The organism is Streptomyces sp. NPDC090088 (assembly GCF_044747345.1).
GTDB lineage: Bacteria > Actinomycetota > Actinomycetes > Streptomycetales > Streptomycetaceae > Streptomyces.
The window spans coordinates 248,918-264,470 of record NZ_JBIVDZ010000002.1 but is presented as its reverse complement, the minus strand read 5'-3'; the positions used below and the strand labels follow the sequence as shown (position 1 = coordinate 264,470).

Genomic DNA, 15,553 nt, shown 5'->3' with positions numbered 1-15,553 from the left:
GCTCACGCTCCCGTGGCGACGAGGAGGACGGCGACCGCCAGGACGACGGTGCCGGCGAGCAGCGCGCTCACATAGGTCTGGACGTTGCCGGTCTGGGCGCGCCGTACGGCGGCACCCAGCAGGCGGGGAAGGGCGCCCGCGCCGCGCACATAGGTGTCGACGACCTCGCGGTCGAGGAACTGGACGAGGCTCGCCGCGGCCAGGACCGGGCGGACGAACAGCGCGTCGTAGACGGCGTCCAGGTGGAAGCCCTCGGCGGCGTGCCGGTGCAGCGGGCCCAGCAGCAGCCGGCCGGGGTCCGCCGGGTCGGGTGCGTAGGCCACGTCACCGAACGCCGGTTCGTGGGCGGCGATGGCCTCGGCCTCGACTAGTCCGGCGTCGCCCTCCGGGTGGGCCGCCACGGCACCCAGCGGGGTGCGGGCGGCCAGCGCGCTGGTGCGCTGCCAGGCGCCGTAGGTGACGAGCCCGCCGACCAGCGCGAGGCCGGTGCCGAGGATCGAGGTGGTGAGCGTCGGGGCGAGGGCACGGCCGTCGAACCAGCCGGGCAGCGAGCGGTAGGCCAGCCCGCCGAAGGCCAGGGAGGGGACGGCCAGGACCCACAGCACCACGGTCATCGACAGCGGCTGCCGGCCGTGGTCCGGGGCCTCGGCTCCGCGGCCCCGGAAGGCCAGCAGCCACAGCCGGGTCGCGTACGCGGCCGTGAGCAGGGCGGTGACCAGGCCCGCGACGAGGACGATCCAGCCAGCGGCGCCAGGGGCGTGCTCGGTGTGGCCGGTGGCGACGTGTTCGGCGGCGCCGAGGACGGACTCCTTGGAGAAGAAGCCGCTGAAGGGCGGGATCGCGGCGAGCGCGAGCAGTGCCACGGTCATCGTCCAGTAGGCGTCCGGGACGCGGTCGCGCAGGCCGGAGGTGCGGGACATGACGGCCAGCGAGTTGGTTCCGGCGGCGTGGATGACCACACCGGCCGCGAGGAACAGCAGCGCCTTGAAGGCGCCGTGCGACAGGAGGTGGAAGACGGCGGCACCGCGGTCGCCGACGGCGAGGGCGCCGGTCATGTAACCGAGCTGGCCGATCGTCGAATAGGCGAGGACGCGTTTGATGTCGTCCTGGGCGAGCGCGGCGAGGCCCGAACCGACCATCGTGACGGCGCCCATGGCGGCGAGGACGACCATCACGGCCGCACAGGCCTCGAAGACCGGGAGGAGCCGGGCGACGAAGTAGACGCCGGCGGCGACCATCGTCGCCGCGTGGATCAGCGCGGAGACGGGGGTCGGGCCAGCCATCGCGTCGGGGAGCCAGGTGTGCAGCGGGAACTGCGCCGACTTGCCCGCCACACCGCACAGGAGCAGCAGTCCGACCAGGGCAGGGTGGTGCAGTCCGCCGTTCGCGACGGTCGCGAGGACCGTGGTGATGCGGAACGACCCGGCGTCGGTGGCCAGCGCGAACAGGCCGATCAGGAACGGCACGTCGCCGAGCTTGGTGACCAGGAAGGCCTTGAGGGAGGCGGCGCGCGCCTCGGGGGTCTCCCAGTAGTGGCCGACGAGGAAGTAGGAGCAGATGCCCATGACTTCCCAGCCGACCAGCAGCACGATCAGGTCGCCCGAGTAGACGACCAGCAGCATCGCGGAGGTGAAGAGCGAGACGAGGGCGGCGTACGAGGGGTAGCGCGGGTCGTCGCGCAGATAGCCGGTCGAGTAGATCTGCACACAGGTGGCGACGAAGGTGACCAGGACGGCGACGAGGGCGGCGAAGCCGTCGATGTACAGGGCGAGTTCGATCGGCACCGAGCCGGTCGGGGTGAGCTCGGTGTGGCCCTGGACGGCCCGGCCGCCGCCCTGGTCGACGGCGACCGCGATGGCCAGCGCCAGCGCGGCGAGGGTCGGCAGGATCGCGAGCGGGCGGACGAACCCGGGAGCCGTACGGCCCAGGAGCAGGCCGGCCACGGCGGCCAGGAAGGGAAGGAGGGGGACGAGGACGGCGAGGGTGGTCGTGGTCACGCGGTGGCCTCAGCCTTCTCGTCGGCCGTCCCGTCCGTGGGCGAGCCGTGCTCGTGGCCCTCGGCGGTGTCGCGGAGCCGGTCGATGTCGGAGGTGCCGCGGTTGCGGTAGACGGCGAGGACGATCGCCAGGCCGATGCCGATCTCGGCGGCGGCGATGGCGATGGTGAACAGGGTCAGCGCCTGGCCGGAGTGCAGGGTGTCCCGGGCCGCCTTGCTCAGCCACACGTCGAAGGCGACCAGGTTGAGGTTGACGGCGTTGAGCATCAGCTCGACCGACATCAGGACCAGGATCGCGTTGCGGCGGGCGAGGACGCCGTACAGGCCGGTGCAGAAGAGGAGAGCGGAGAGGACGGCGGGATAGGCGAGGTGCATCAGCGGGCGCCTTCCTGCTCGATCGGGTGAATCCCGGAATCCGTGACCGAAGGGGAACTCTGCGTGACGGCCGGGCCGTTCACAGGGGGCGGGGCCGACTCCGCCTTCGCCTTCCGGGACAGGACGATCGCGCCGACCAGGGCCGCGAGGAGGAGGACGGAGAGGGCCTCGAAGGGCAGGACCCAGTTCTGGAAGAGGCTCGCACCGGTGACCTTCGTCGAGCCGGCCGCGGCACCGCCCAGGTCGATCCAGGTGGCGCGGAAGGCGTCCACGACCACCCAGACCAGGGCGGCCGCGGCGGACACGGCCACGGCGAGGGCGACCCAGCGGTTCTCGGAGTCGGCGTCCGGGGAGCGGCCGATCGGGGCCCTGGTGAGCATCAGACCGAAGAGAAGGAGGACGACGACGGAACCCACGTAGATGAGGACCTGCACCCAGGCGATGAACTCGGCGGTGAGCAGCAGGTACTCGACGGCGAGACCGCCGAGGGCGACCACCAGCCACAGGGCGGCGTGCACCAGCTGGCGAGTGGTGACCGTGATCAGCGCGGCGCCGAAGGTGACCAGCCCGACGAGCACGAAGGCGACCTCCACACCGGTCGGCGACAGGAAGCCGTGCGGCGCTTGGGCGAGAGGGCTCACGACTCCCCCTCCCCCGGCTCGGCACGGTCGGCGGCCGAATCGACTGGCGCGGCCTGCGCGGCTTGTTCGGCCCGCGCGCTCTGCTCGGCCTGCGCGGTCGCGAGCTTCTCCGCGGTCTTGCGGGCGGCGGAGATCTCCTTCGGTTCCTCCGCGCCGGGGTCGAGGGCGGGTGGGGCCGGGACCGTCCACATCCACTCGCGGAGCTTGTCCCGCTCGTGGGTGAGTTCGTGGATGTCGGTCTCGGCGTACTCGAACTCCGGGGACCAGAACAGCGCGTCGAAAGGACAGACCTCGATGCAGATACCGCAGTACATGCACAGGGAGAAGTCGATGGCGAAGCGGTCCAGGACGTTGCGGCTGCGTTCACGGCCGCCCGGGGTCGCCGCCGGGACGGTCTCCTTGTGGGAGTCGATGTAGATGCACCAGTCGGGGCACTCACGGGCGCAGAGCATGCAGACCGTGCAGTTCTCCTCGAACAGGCCGATGACGCCCCGGGAGCGGGGCGGGAGTTCGGGGAGGACGTCCGGGTACTGCTCGGTGACCGACTTCCGGGTCATCGTGCGCAGGGTGACGGCCAGGCCCTTGGCGAGGCCGCTGCCAGGAAGGGGAGCCACGGTTAGGAGATCACCACCTTGACGATGCCGGTGAGGGCGATCTGGGCGAGAGAGAGGGGGACGAGGAGGGTCCAGGAGAACTTCTGCAACTGGTCCTCGCGCAGCCGGGGGTAGGTCACGCGGAGCCAGATCACGACGAAGGCGAGGATCGCCGTCTTCAGCAGGGTCCACAGCCAGCCGAGGCCGTCGGCGCCCCACGGTCCGTGCCAGCCGCCGAGGAACAGGACGGTGGTCAGTCCGCACAGGACGACGATCCCGGCGTACTCGGCGAGCAGGAACAGCGCGAAGCGCAGGCCGGTGTACTCGGTGTACGCGCCGAAGATGATCTCCGAGTCGGCGACGGGCATGTCGAACGGGGGCCGCTGGAGCTCCGCGAGGCCGGCGATGAAGAAGACCAGTCCGCCGGTGATCTGCCAGGGCAGCCACCACCAGTGGAAGGCGGCGACGATGCCGGGCAGGGAGACCGTGCCGGCCGCCATCGCCACGGAGGCGGCGGTGAGCAGCATGGGGAGTTCGTAGGCGAGGAGCTGGGCGGCGGTACGCAGACCGCCGAGGAGGGAGAACTTGTTGGCACTGGCCCAGCCGGCCATGAGCGAGCCGAGGACGCCGACGCCCATCACGGCCAGTACGAAGAAGACACCGGCGTCCAGGACCTGGCCGACGGCGCCCTCGCCCGGGCCGATCGGGATGGCGAGCAGCACGAGCAGATACGGGAGGAGCGCCACGGCGGGGGCCAGCTGGAAGATACGCCGGTCCGCGCCCGCCGGGACCACGTCCTCCTTCTGCGCGAACTTCACACCGTCGGCGATGAGCTGGGCCCAGCCGTGGAAGCCACCGGCGTACATCGGGCCGAGGCGGCCCTGCATATGGGCCATCACCTTGTGCTCGGTCTGACCGACGATCAGGGGGAAGGTGAGGAAGACGACGAACACGACGAGAAGTCGCAGGGCGACGTCCAGGGCGTCGTTCACTGCGGGCCTCCTGGGCGGTGGTCGTCGCGAGGAGCGGAAGGTTGCCCGGGGTCGGCGTCGGGGTTGTCGGGGGCCGGGCGCGGTTCCTCCGAGGTCGGTCCGGCCTCGTCCGAGGTGGGCCCGGCCTCGTCTGTCTCCGTCAGCTCGGGGGTGGCAGTCCCCGGCCGGTCTCCCGCCTCCGGTTCGTCGAAGGCGGGGCGGGCGTGGTGCCACGGGGCGTCCGAGCCGCGCGGGGCCGAGGGGCCGGCCGGGGTGCCCTGGGGCGTGGCCGGGGTGGCCGGTTCCGTCGGTGGTGCCGTATGTGCCGTCTCCTGGGCGCGCTGGGAAGCGGAGCCGCCCGAGGCGGTGCGTGCCCGGCGCGGGCCCCGGGGGGCGGCCGACGGCTCCTCCTGCGGGCCGGTCTCCTCGGCCTGCGGGCCGGTCTCCTCGGCGGGGGATGCCTCCCGCTGCGAAGCGGACCCCTCACCGGCACTGCGCGCCCGGCGCGGAGCCGCCGGTGGCTGGTCCCCGGGAGCGGTCCGCTGCGTCGCGGATCCCTCGCTCGCGCTGCGGGCCCGGCGCGCCGGTGCCGCCGCCGACTGTGCGCCCTCAGCCGCTTCCGCCGCGGCGGGCGCCTGACCGACCGAGCCTTCCGCGGCCGTGCGCGTACGCCGTACCGGACGGTCACCGGCCGCAGCGGCCGCGCGGGCCGGGCGTTCGCCGGCGGCGCGTCCTGCCGCGGCTCGTGCCGGGCGGGCGGGGGCAGGGGGGAGTTGGCCCTTCAAGGGGCCCCACTCGTTGGGGTCGGGGACGCCCGGGGGGAGCATCTGGCGGCGCCTGGGGCCGCCATGGTCGGACTCGCCGGGCTCCTTGGCGCCGGGCCAGGCCTTGGCGACGCGGGCGGCGAGGACGAAGTCCTTGCGCAGGGGGTGGCCTTCGAAGGTCTCCGGGAGAAGGAGGTGGTCGAGGCCGGGGTGCCCGGTGAAGCGGACGCCGAACATCTCGTGGGTCTCGCGTTCGTGCCAGCGGGCGCCCGCGTAGACGCCGACGGCGGACGGGAGTTCGGGGGCGGCGTGCGGCACCGTGGTGCGCAGGAGCAGCCGGCGGACCGGGGCGAGGGCGACGACGTGGGCGGAGACGCGGAAGCCGGTGCCGGGTTCGTCGACCGCGCTCAGCCAGTCGAAGTAGGTGCAGGTGAGGGTCGTACGGGCGGTCTCCAGGGCGGTGAGCCAGGAGGCGGGAGGGACGTCGACCGTCAGGATCTCGTAGGACTCCTCCGCGGTCGCGTCCGTGCCGAAGAGTTCCTCGACGGGGGCCGGCAGCCAGCCGGTCGGGGCCGTCATCGCGCGTCCCCCTCTCCCGCGGGAGCCGGCGGGAGCACCAGGCCGCTCTGGAGGGCCGCGGTGGAGGGACGGGAGGTGCCGTACCGCTCGCCCAGGGACTCGGCGGCGATCTTCTCCTGGAGTTTGAGGATGCCCTGGAGGAGGGCCTCGGGGCGGGGCGGGCAGCCGGGGACGTAGACGTCGACGGGGATGATCTGGTCGACGCCCTTGGTGACCGAGTAGGAGTCCCAGTAGGGGCCGCCGCAGTTCGAGCAGGCGCCGAAGGAGATGACGTACTTCGGCTCGGGCATCTGCTCGTACAGGCGCTTGACCGCCGGGGCCATCTTGTCGGTGACCGTGCCCGAGACCACCATCAGGTCGGCCTGGCGGGGGCCCGGCGCGAAGGGGATCACGCCGAGGCGGATGAAGTCGTGGCGGGCCATCGACGCGGCGATGAACTCGATCGCGCAGCAGGCGAGGCCGAAGTTGAAGACCCACAGCGAGTAGCGGCGGCCCCAGTTGAGGACGACCTTCATCGGCTCGGGGGCGAGGCGGGCGAGGGTGCCCAGCCGCTTCGGCTCCGGCAGCGGCACGGGTTCCGGTGTCGGCAGAGGCTCCGGCGTCACGTCCATGTCAGGACGCCCTTCTTGTATGCGTACAGCAGGCCGACGGCGAGGAAGCCGAGGAAGACGAACATCTCCACGAGCGTGGTGCCGCCGTAGCCGGGGGCGGCGAAGACCGTCGCCCAGGGGAACAGGAAGATCGAGTCGACGGCGAAGATGACGTAGAGGAAGGCGTAGACGTAGTAGCGGACCTGGGTGTGGGCCCAGCCCTCGCCTACGGGATCGACTCCGCACTCGTAGGTGAGGAGTTTCTCGGGCGTGGGGACCACCGGGCGCAGCAGCCGGCCGGCCCCGAAGGCGACGGCGACGAAGAGCACGCCGACGAGTGCCAGCAGTCCCACGACCGAGTAGGACGCGAAGTAGCCCGCCGCGACGACCACGGTCGGCTCACCACCCACCGTCTCCCGCATTGCCCGTCCCTCGCTCCCTCGACAGACAGCAGACCTGACCCGGTCCGCTGTCGTGACCTCAGTCAACTCTTGATTCGACGATCTGTACGCACGGGAGTCTAGGCCCTGATAAAGACACGGTAAGCAGGCCGTCACACGGTGGGACTCGGCACCGGAGCCGGTGGTGGGGTTTTCCCCCGTCCGAGCCGGGCGGCGAACTCCATGGCGCGGCGCCACGGCACACGGCACGCTGGCGCATATGACCGCACCAGCACCACGATCCCCCGGCTCCGTCGACGGCGTCGACGGGAGAGAAGACCCCGAGCGGCTGCCGCCCGTGCGTTTCGCCTACGAGGGCCACACCTGGAAGGAGATCGCGCACCTTCTGCTGAACCTGCCGATGGCGCTGCTCGGCTTCGTCTACGTCAGCACGACGCTGTGGGTGAGCGGCGTGCTGACGCTGACGGTGATCGGCATACCCCTGCTCGCCGCGACCCTGCTGGGGGCCCGGCAGCTGGGGAAGCTGGAGCGGGCACGCGCGCGTGCGCTGCTCGGGGTGCGGGTGGAGGAGCCGACTCCGCTGCCGTTGGCCAAGCGCGGCGCGGGCACGCAGCGGCTGTGGATGACGCTGAAGGATCCGGTGGCCTGGCGGACGCTGCTGTACGACTTCATCCGGCTGCCGTGGGGCATCCTCACGTTCTGTACCACGCTGACCTCGTTGTTCGTGCTGTGGCCGGTGCTGCCGTTCATCGCGCGCGGGCTGTCGAACGCGGACCGGGCCATGGTCCGCGGGCTGCTGTCGCCCTCCGACGAGCTGGAGCGCCGGATCGCGGAGCTGGAGTCGGACCGGGGGGTCGTCGTCGACACGGCGGCCGCCGATCTGCGCCGGATCGAACGGGATCTGCACGACGGTGCGCAGGCCCGTCTCGTCAACCTGGCGATGGGGCTCGGCCTGGCGAAGGAGAAGCTGCTGGAGGATCCCGACTCGGCCGCCGCGATGGTCGAGGAGGCGCACGGCGAGGTGAAGCTCGCCCTCCAGGAGCTCAGGGACCTCGCCCGGGGCATCCATCCGGCGGTGCTGACCGACCGGGGGCTGGACGCGGCGCTGTCCTCGGTGGCCTCGCGCTGCACGGTGCCGGTGCAGGTGACCGCCGACCTGCCGTCCAGACCGGCGCCCGCGATCGAGGGCATCGCCTACTTCACCGTCTCCGAGCTGCTGCAGAACATCAGCAAGCACAGCGGGGCCCGTACGGCCTCGGTCGAGGTGTGGCGGACCGAGGACCGGCTGCTGATCCAGGTGCGGGACGACGGGCACGGCGGCGCGAACCTGGACGGCGGCAGCGGCATGCGCGGGCTCGCGGACCGGCTGGGCGCGGTGGACGGCCTGTTCGTCGTCGACTCGCCGGCCGGCGGTCCTACGACGGTCACCGCCGAGCTGCCCTGGCGCGACCGCTCGTAGAACGGACCCGCAGGACGGAAGGGGACGGAAAGGAGGGGTGGGGAAAACCCCCCTTCCAAGACGCCGACGGCCTCCATGGTCCGTGGACCTGCGACGCAGCAGGGTGGAGGTACGGCAGGACGGGATGACGCCGATGGGGCGAGCCGGGACAGGACAGGACGGGACGACGCCGATGGCCACGGAGTACGGACACGGGTACGGGCAGGACCACGGGTACGACCACGGGCTGTACGAGCCGTACGGCGAGCGTCGGCACCGGGTGCCCGCCGTGTTGCGGGCGCCGTTCGAGGCGCGCAGCTGGCGTGAGTTCGGCTATGTGCTGCTGGGCTTTCCGATCGGCGTCACGCTGTTCGTGTGGACGGTGACGATGCTGTCCCTCGGTGTCGGTCTGCTGGTGACCTTCATCGGGATCCCGTTGCTGGCGGTGGCCCTCGCCGGGTGCCGGGGCTTCGGGGCGCTGGAGCGGGCACGCGCGCGTGGGCTGCTGAAGCTGGAGGTGGCCGACCCGGAGCCGTTGCGGATGCGCAAGCCGGGTTTCTTCGCCTGGATGGGGGCGGTGCTGAAGAGCGGCACGTCCTGGCGGCATCTGCTCTACGCGGTCCTGCAGTTCCCCTGGTCGGCGTTCTCCTTCGTGGTCGCGCTGAACTTCTGGGCGTACGGCTGGGCGCTGCTGACGTACCCGCTGTGGTTCTGGGTCTTCCCGATGTGGGCCGGGCAGGGCGGCATCCAGCTGTACGGCGACGCCCACCACAGCGTCTACCTCGACAACCCCTTCGAGATCACCGTGACCGCGCTGGTGGGGCTGCTGTTCACGCTGGCCACGCCGTGGATCGTACGGGCGCTGACGCTGGTGGACCGGGTGATGGTGCAGGGGCTGCTCGGGCCGTCGAAGCTGGCGTCGCGGGTGGTGGAGCTGGAGTCGGACCGGGGGGTCGTCGTCGACACGGCCGCCGCCGATCTGCGCCGGATCGAACGGGATCTGCACGACGGTGCGCAGGCCCGTCTCGTCAACCTGGCGATGGGGCTCGGCCTGGCGAAGGAGAAGCTGCAGGAGGATCCGCAGGCCGCCGCGCGGATGGTGGACGAGGCGCACGGCGAGGTGAAGACCGCGCTGCAGGAGCTGCGGGACCTGGCCCGGGGCATCCATCCCGCCGTGCTGACCGACCGAGGGCTGGACGCGGCGCTCTCCTCGGTGGCCTCGCGCTGCACGGTGCCGGTGCAGGTGGAGGTCGACCTGGTGGAGCGGCCGGCGGCGGCGATCGAGGGGATCGCGTACTTCACCGTGTCCGAGCTGCTGCAGAACATCAGCAAGCACGCGCGGGCGACTGTGGCGGCCGTGGACGTGTGGCGCAGCGAGGACCGGCTGATGCTGCAGGTCACGGACGACGGCGTGGGCGGCGCGGACACGGCCAAGGGGTCGGGGCTCGCGGGGCTGGCCGAGCGGCTGGACGCGGTCGACGGGATCCTCGTGGTGGACTCACCGGCGGGCGGCCCGACCCGGGTGACGGCGGAGCTGCCCTGGCGGCGCTGAGGCCGGGACGCGCGGGCCGCCGTCCGTCCCCGGGCCCTTGGCCCGCCGACCAGGCCTCTGGCCCGCTTCTCCGTCCCGTCCCCCGCAGGCCCTCCTCCCCTGTTCGGGGGGCCGTCGCCCCTGGCCCCGGCTTCGGCCCGGACAGCTCGTCCTCCCACGCCGGACGGCCTGAATTGACTCGCCGGCTCGCCGTACTCCGACGCACGCCGATCCGAATGCTGGAATGCTGGACTTCCGGACAGGGCAGGCATGTACGCCGGACGGGGTGTGGGGGGCCGGAAGATCGTGGAGGACAGGGTGCGGGTGGTCATCGCCGAGGATTCCGTGCTGCTCCGAGAGGGGCTGACCCGGCTGCTGACCGACCGGGGACATGACGTCGTCGCGGGCGTCGGCGACGCGGACGCGCTGGTCAAGACCATCGCCGATCTGGACGCGCAGGGCGCGATGCCGGACGTGGTGGTGGCGGACGTACGGATGCCGCCGACGCACACCGACGAGGGCGTGCGGGCGGCCGTAAGGCTGCGGAAGGCGCATCCGCGGCTCGGGGTGCTGGTGCTGTCGCAGTACGTGGAGGAGCGCTACGCCACCGAACTGCTGGCCGGTTCCAGTCGTGGCGTGGGCTATCTGCTGAAGGACCGGGTCGCCGACGTGCGGGAGTTCGTGGACGCCGTCGTGCGGGTCGCCGAGGGCGGTACGGCGCTCGATCCCGAGGTGGTCGCGCAGCTGCTCGGGCGCAGCCGCAAGCAGGACGTGCTGGCCGGGCTGACCCCGCGGGAGCGGGAGGTGCTGGGGCTGATGGCCGAGGGGCGGACGAACTCGGCGATCGCGCGGCAGCTGGTCGTGAGCGACGGAGCCGTCGAGAAGCACGTCAGCAACATCTTCCTCAAACTGGGGCTGTCCCAGAGCGACGGGGATCACCGGCGCGTTCTGGCCGTTCTGACCTATCTGAACTCCTGACGGGCCGACGGCACCGTGTCGGCACCCGAAGGCGGCCAGGGGGAGGGAAAATCGTGACAAGTCAGGGCGACAGGTCGTCTCAAAACACCGTCCAACATGCGAGCAGGCGCGGGAAGGCGACCCTAACCGACGTAGGGTTGAACGTGGGATGGTCTGTGGGACGACCAGGCCCGGACAGCCGCCTCGAAGGAGGTCCAGTTCAGTGACCAGCCAGGTCAGCAGGACAACGGAACAGGCCGACGGAACCGTCGTGGGAGAACAGCGCAAGCCGGGCGGGGTGAAAGACGTCCGGCGCCTGGATCGGGTGATCATCCGGTTCGCGGGGGACTCGGGTGACGGTATGCAGCTCACCGGCGACCGGTTCACGTCGGAGACCGCGTCCTTCGGCAACGATCTTTCGACCCTTCCGAACTTCCCGGCCGAGATCCGGGCCCCCGCAGGCACTCTGCCGGGGGTTTCGTCTTTTCAGCTGCATTTCGCCGACCACGACATCCTCACCCCGGGCGACGCGCCGAACGTACTGGTCGCGATGAACCCGGCGGCGCTGAAAGCCAACATCGGGGATCTGCCGCGCGGTGCGGAGATCATCGTCAACACGGACGAGTTCACCAAACGGGCGATGCAGAAGGTCGGCTACGACACCTCGCCCCTGGAGGACGGGTCGCTCGACGGGTACAGCCTGCACCCGGTGCCGCTGACCACGCTGACCGTGGAGGCCCTGAAGGAATTCGACCTCACCCGCAAGGAGGCCGAGCGCAGCAAGAACATGTTCGCGCTCGGCCTCTTGTCATGGATGTACCACCGGCCGACCGAGGGCACGGAGCGCTTCCTGAAGCAGAAGTTCGCCCGGAAGCCCGAGGTCATGAACGCCAACCTGGCGGCCTTCCGCGCGGGCTGGAACTTCGGCGAGACGACCGAGGACTTCGCCGTCTCGTACGAGATCGCCCCGGCGACCACCGCGTTCCCGGTGGGCACCTACCGCAACATCTCCGGGAACCTGGCCCTGGCCTACGGCCTGGTCACCGCGAGCCGGCAGGCCGATCTGCCGCTGTTCCTCGGCTCGTACCCGATCACCCCGGCCTCCGACATCCTGCACGAACTGTCGAAGCACAAGAACTTCGGCGTGCGGACCTTCCAGGCCGAGGACGAGATCGCCGGCATCGGCGCGGCACTGGGCGCGGCCTTCGGCGGTTCGCTCGCCGTGACGACCACGTCGGGTCCGGGTGTCGCCCTGAAGAGTGAGACGGTCGGGCTGGCCGTCTCACTGGAGCTGCCGCTGCTGGTCGTCGACATCCAGCGCGGCGGCCCGTCCACGGGCTTGCCGACCAAGACCGAGCAGGCGGACCTGCTCCAGGCGATGTACGGCCGCAACGGCGAGGCACCCGTCCCGGTGATCGCCCCACGCACCCCGGCCGACTGCTTCGACGCCGCCCTGGAGGCGGCCCGGATCGCGCTGACGTACCGGACCCCCGTGATGCTCCTGTCCGACGGCTACCTGGCCAACGGCAGCGAGCCCTGGCGGATCCCGGAGCTGGAGGAGCTCCCCGACCTGCGGGTGCAGTTCGCCCAGGGACCGAACCACACCCTGGACGACGGCACCGAGGTCTTCTGGCCGTACAAACGCGACCCGCAGACCCTGGCCCGCCCATGGGCCATCCCCGGCACTCCCGGCCTCGAACACCGCATCGGCGGCATCGAGAAGCAGGACGGCACGGGCAACATCTCCTACGACCCCGCCAACCACGACTTCATGGTCCGCACCCGGCAGGCCAAGATCGACGGCATCGCCGTCCCCGACGTCGAGGTCGACGACCCGGACGGCGCGCGCACCCTGGTGCTGGGCTGGGGGTCGACGTACGGGCCGATCACGGCGGCGGTACGACGCCTGCGCCGGGACGGCGAGGCGATCGCACAGGCACATCTGCGCCACCTCAACCCCTTCCCGAGGAATCTCGGCACCGTCCTGGCGGGTTACGACAAGGTCGTGATCCCCGAGATGAACCTCGGTCAGCTCGCCACCCTCATCCGGGCGAAGTACCTGGTGGACGCACATTCGTACAACCAGGTCAACGGAATGCCGTTCAAGGCCGAGCAGCTCGCCGCGGCGCTCAAGGAGGCCATCGATGACTGACGCCACCAACCAGCTGCTGCAGCTCGTGCCCAAGGCCGAGGCCAGGCAGTCCATGAAGGACTTCAAGACCGACCAGGAAGTGCGCTGGTGCCCCGGCTGCGGCGACTACGCGATCCTGGCCGCCGTGCAGGGGTTCATGCCGGAACTGGGGCTGGCGAAGGAGAACGTCGTCTTCGTCTCCGGGATCGGCTGCTCGTCCCGTTTCCCGTACTACATGAACACCTACGGGATGCACTCCATCCATGGCCGCGCCCCCGCCATCGCCACCGGGCTGGCCACCAGCCGGCGCGACCTGTCGGTGTGGGTCGTCACCGGTGACGGTGACGCGCTGTCCATCGGCGGCAACCATCTGATCCACGCGCTGCGCCGCAACGTCAACCTGAAGATCCTCCTCTTCAACAACCGCATCTACGGGTTGACGAAAGGCCAGTACTCACCGACCTCCGAAGTCGGGAAAATCACCAAGTCGACACCGATGGGTTCGCTGGACGCCCCGTTCAACCCGGTGTCCCTGGCGATCGGCGCCGAGGCGTCCTTCGTCGCCCGCACCATCGACTCCGACCGCAAGCACCTGACCGAGGTGCTGCGCGCGGCCGCCGCCCACCCGGGCACGGCCCTGATCGAGATCTACCAGAACTGCAACATCTTCAACGACGGCGCCTTCGACACCCTCAAGGACCGCCAGTCGGCGGAGGAGGCGGTGATCCGACTGGAGCACGGGCAGCCCGTCCGCTTCGGCGCGGACGGCGCGCGCGGCGTCGTACGCGACCGCGCGACCGGTGAACTGACGGTGGTCGACGTGACCGCGGACAACGAGTCCGAGCTGCTCGTCCACGACGCCCACTCCCCCTCCCCGACCACGGCCTTCGCCCTGTCCCGGCTGGCCGACCCCGACACCCTGCACAACACGCCCATCGGCGTGTTCCGCGCGGTGGAACGGCCGGTCTACGACTCCCAGATGACCGAGCAGCTGGACACGGCCGTCGAGCAGGACGGCAAGGGCGACCTCGCTGCGCTGCTGGCCGGCGGGGACACCTGGACGGTCGTGGGCTGACCCCGGCCCGGCACGGCGAGCGGGGCCCGGACAGCGCGTCCGGGCCCCGCTTCGCGTTCCTGGGGCCTTCGCCTCTCAGGCGCGCTTCGCCTCGTCGTACGCCTCCCGGGCGCGTTCCACGTCCGGCATCCGCCGCTCGGTCCACAGCGCCAGCTCCCGTACCTGCCGGGCGGCCTCCCGGCCGAGGTCGGTGAGGGAGTAGTCGACCCGGGGCGGGATGACCGGCTGGGCGTCGCGGTGGACGAGTCCGTCGCGTTCGAGGGTCTGGAGGGTCTGGGTCAGCATCTTCTCGCTGACCCGGCCGATCGCGCGGCGCAGTTCGCTGAAGCGGTAGGGGCGGTCGAGCAGCTGGATCAGCACCAGGACGCCCCAGCGGCTGGTGACGTGCTCCAGGACCAGGCGGTACGGACACATCGCCTCGCCGACGACGTACTTGTCGTACTTGGCGCGCTGCTCGACCTCATGGGTACTTACCGGCATGCAAGTACCTTACTTCAAAGTGGGTACTTTCTTCTGGTAAGCGCACCTCCTAGGGTTAGTGGCAACGGAACCCCACAAGGAGATCGCAGACCATGAGCATCGTTGTCACCGGAGCCACCGGACACCTCGGGCGTCACGTCGTGACGCAGCTGCTGGAGAAGGTCCCGGCCGAGCAGATCACCGCCGTCGTCCGCGACGAGGCCAAGGCCGCCGACTTCGCCGCCAAGGGCGTGAAGATCGCCGTGGCGGACTACAACGCCCCCGAGACCTTCGACGGCGTCTTCGCCGCCGGCGACAAGGTGCTGCTGATCTCCGGCAACGAGTTCGACAAGGGCCGCCCCGCCCAGCACCAGGTCGTCATCGACGCCGCCAAGGCGGCCGGCGTGGCCCTGCTGGCGTACACCAGCGCCCCGGGCAGCCTGACGGCCTCACTGGTGGACGACCACCGCGCCACCGAGAAGGTGCTGCTCGCCTCCGGGCTGCCGTACACCCTGCTGCGCAACGGCTGGTACCACGAGAACTACACCGAGAACCTCGCGCCGGTCCTGGAGCACAACGCCGTCGTCGCGGCCGCCGGCGAGGGCCGGGTCTCCTCGGCCTCCCGCGCCGACTACGCGGCCGCCGCGGTCGCCGTGCTGACCGGTGAGGGCCACGAGAACCAGACGTACGAGCTGGGCGGCGACACCGCCTGGGGCTTCGCCGAGTACGCGGCCGAGATCGCGAAGCAGACCGGCAAGGACATCGCCTACAACTCCGTGCCCGGAGAGGTGCTCCACGGCATCCTGACCGGCGCCGGCGTGCCGGAGATGTTCGCCGGGATCCTGGTCGGGGTCGACGCGTCGATCGCCGAGGGCGAGCTGGTCGTCGACTCCGGCGACCTCTCCCGCCTGGCCGGCCGCCCGACCTCCCCGATCTCGGAGGCCATCGCCGTCGCGCTCAAGGGCTGACCTGCACGACGCCCGCGTGCACGCCCCCACCCCGGTCTGTCATGACCGTATGCCGATACGGCCATGACAGACCGGGGTTTCCGG

Annotated in this window: 15 protein-coding genes; 6 read left to right on the top strand and 9 right to left on the bottom strand. The window is 71.1% G+C overall.

All coding sequences use genetic code 11. From position 1 onward, the window contains the following. Positions 1-2: 2 nt before the first annotated feature. The 8 genes from ACIPSJ_RS09830 to ACIPSJ_RS09795 are packed head-to-tail and all read right to left on the bottom strand — an operon-like array spanning position 3 to position 6,931. Positions 3-1,997 (bottom strand): NADH-quinone oxidoreductase subunit L, encoded by a 1,995-nt coding sequence (locus ACIPSJ_RS09830; RefSeq protein WP_401344914.1) that lies wholly within the window; start codon positions 1,995-1,997, stop codon positions 3-5. Further along, positions 1,994-2,371: an NADH-quinone oxidoreductase subunit NuoK gene (gene nuoK / locus ACIPSJ_RS09825; protein ID WP_359210432.1), complete on the bottom strand. Its 378-nt coding sequence runs from the start codon at positions 2,369-2,371 to the stop codon at positions 1,994-1,996. The genes ACIPSJ_RS09830 and nuoK overlap by 4 nt, the downstream gene beginning before the upstream one ends. Further along, the gene (locus tag ACIPSJ_RS09820) at positions 2,371-3,012 is read right to left on the bottom strand and encodes an NADH-quinone oxidoreductase subunit J (protein ID WP_401344912.1); all 642 of its coding nucleotides are present in this window, start codon (positions 3,010-3,012) and stop codon (positions 2,371-2,373) included. Before ACIPSJ_RS09820 ends, nuoK begins: the two co-directional genes overlap by 1 nt. Beyond that, complete coding sequence (locus ACIPSJ_RS09815) at positions 3,009-3,626, bottom strand: NuoI/complex I 23 kDa subunit family protein (RefSeq protein ID WP_401344910.1); 618 nt, start codon at positions 3,624-3,626, stop codon at positions 3,009-3,011. The genes ACIPSJ_RS09820 and ACIPSJ_RS09815 overlap by 4 nt, the downstream gene beginning before the upstream one ends. Positions 3,627-3,628: 2 nt before the next feature. After that, complete coding sequence (locus ACIPSJ_RS09810; protein WP_401344908.1) at positions 3,629-4,597, bottom strand: NADH-quinone oxidoreductase subunit H; 969 nt, start codon at positions 4,595-4,597, stop codon at positions 3,629-3,631. Then, positions 4,594-5,919, bottom strand: coding sequence for an NADH-quinone oxidoreductase subunit C (locus ACIPSJ_RS09805; protein ID WP_401344906.1), 1,326 nt, complete (start codon positions 5,917-5,919; stop codon positions 4,594-4,596). Before ACIPSJ_RS09805 ends, ACIPSJ_RS09810 begins: the two co-directional genes overlap by 4 nt. Then, entirely contained in the window at positions 5,916-6,530 is a 615-nt protein-coding gene (locus tag ACIPSJ_RS09800) for an NADH-quinone oxidoreductase subunit B (protein ID WP_401344904.1), read from the bottom strand. Before ACIPSJ_RS09800 ends, ACIPSJ_RS09805 begins: the two co-directional genes overlap by 4 nt. Beyond that, on the bottom strand, positions 6,521-6,931 hold the full coding sequence (locus tag ACIPSJ_RS09795; protein WP_359210414.1) for an NADH-quinone oxidoreductase subunit A: 411 nt from the start codon (positions 6,929-6,931) through the stop codon (positions 6,521-6,523). The genes ACIPSJ_RS09800 and ACIPSJ_RS09795 overlap by 10 nt, the downstream gene beginning before the upstream one ends. Before the next feature lie 238 nt (positions 6,932-7,169). Here ACIPSJ_RS09795 and ACIPSJ_RS09790 point away from each other — a divergent pair, with 238 nt between their 5' ends. From ACIPSJ_RS09790 to ACIPSJ_RS09770, 5 genes are all read left to right on the top strand, one after another. Then, entirely contained in the window at positions 7,170-8,369 is a 1,200-nt protein-coding gene (locus ACIPSJ_RS09790) for a sensor domain-containing protein (protein WP_359210411.1), read from the top strand. A gap of 172 nt (positions 8,370-8,541) precedes the next feature. Continuing rightward, entirely contained in the window at positions 8,542-9,900 is a 1,359-nt protein-coding gene (locus ACIPSJ_RS09785; protein WP_401344902.1) for a sensor histidine kinase, read from the top strand. A 249-nt stretch (positions 9,901-10,149) separates the two neighbouring features. After that, positions 10,150-10,857 carry a response regulator transcription factor gene (locus tag ACIPSJ_RS09780; RefSeq protein ID WP_359210405.1) on the top strand — a complete coding sequence of 236 codons (708 nt, stop codon included), beginning with the start codon at positions 10,150-10,152 and terminating at the stop codon, positions 10,855-10,857. Between the two features lie 202 nt (positions 10,858-11,059). Then, a complete protein-coding gene (locus tag ACIPSJ_RS09775; RefSeq protein ID WP_359210402.1) occupies positions 11,060-12,988 on the top strand; it encodes a 2-oxoacid:acceptor oxidoreductase subunit alpha in 1,929 nt (642 codons plus the stop codon). Continuing rightward, a complete protein-coding gene (locus tag ACIPSJ_RS09770; RefSeq protein ID WP_401344899.1) occupies positions 12,981-14,042 on the top strand; it encodes a 2-oxoacid:ferredoxin oxidoreductase subunit beta in 1,062 nt (353 codons plus the stop codon). Before ACIPSJ_RS09775 ends, ACIPSJ_RS09770 begins: the two co-directional genes overlap by 8 nt. A gap of 75 nt (positions 14,043-14,117) precedes the next feature. Here the strand turns inward: ACIPSJ_RS09770 and ACIPSJ_RS09765 are convergent, their stop codons facing one another. Next, complete coding sequence (locus ACIPSJ_RS09765; protein ID WP_359210396.1) at positions 14,118-14,522, bottom strand: helix-turn-helix domain-containing protein; 405 nt, start codon at positions 14,520-14,522, stop codon at positions 14,118-14,120. Positions 14,523-14,614: 92 nt separating this feature from the next. On the opposite strand from ACIPSJ_RS09765, the gene ACIPSJ_RS09760 reads away from it, so the two are divergent. Further along, positions 14,615-15,469, top strand: a complete 855-nt coding sequence (locus tag ACIPSJ_RS09760) for an SDR family oxidoreductase (RefSeq protein WP_401344897.1) — start codon at positions 14,615-14,617, stop codon at positions 15,467-15,469. Positions 15,470-15,553: the final 84 nt, after the last annotated feature.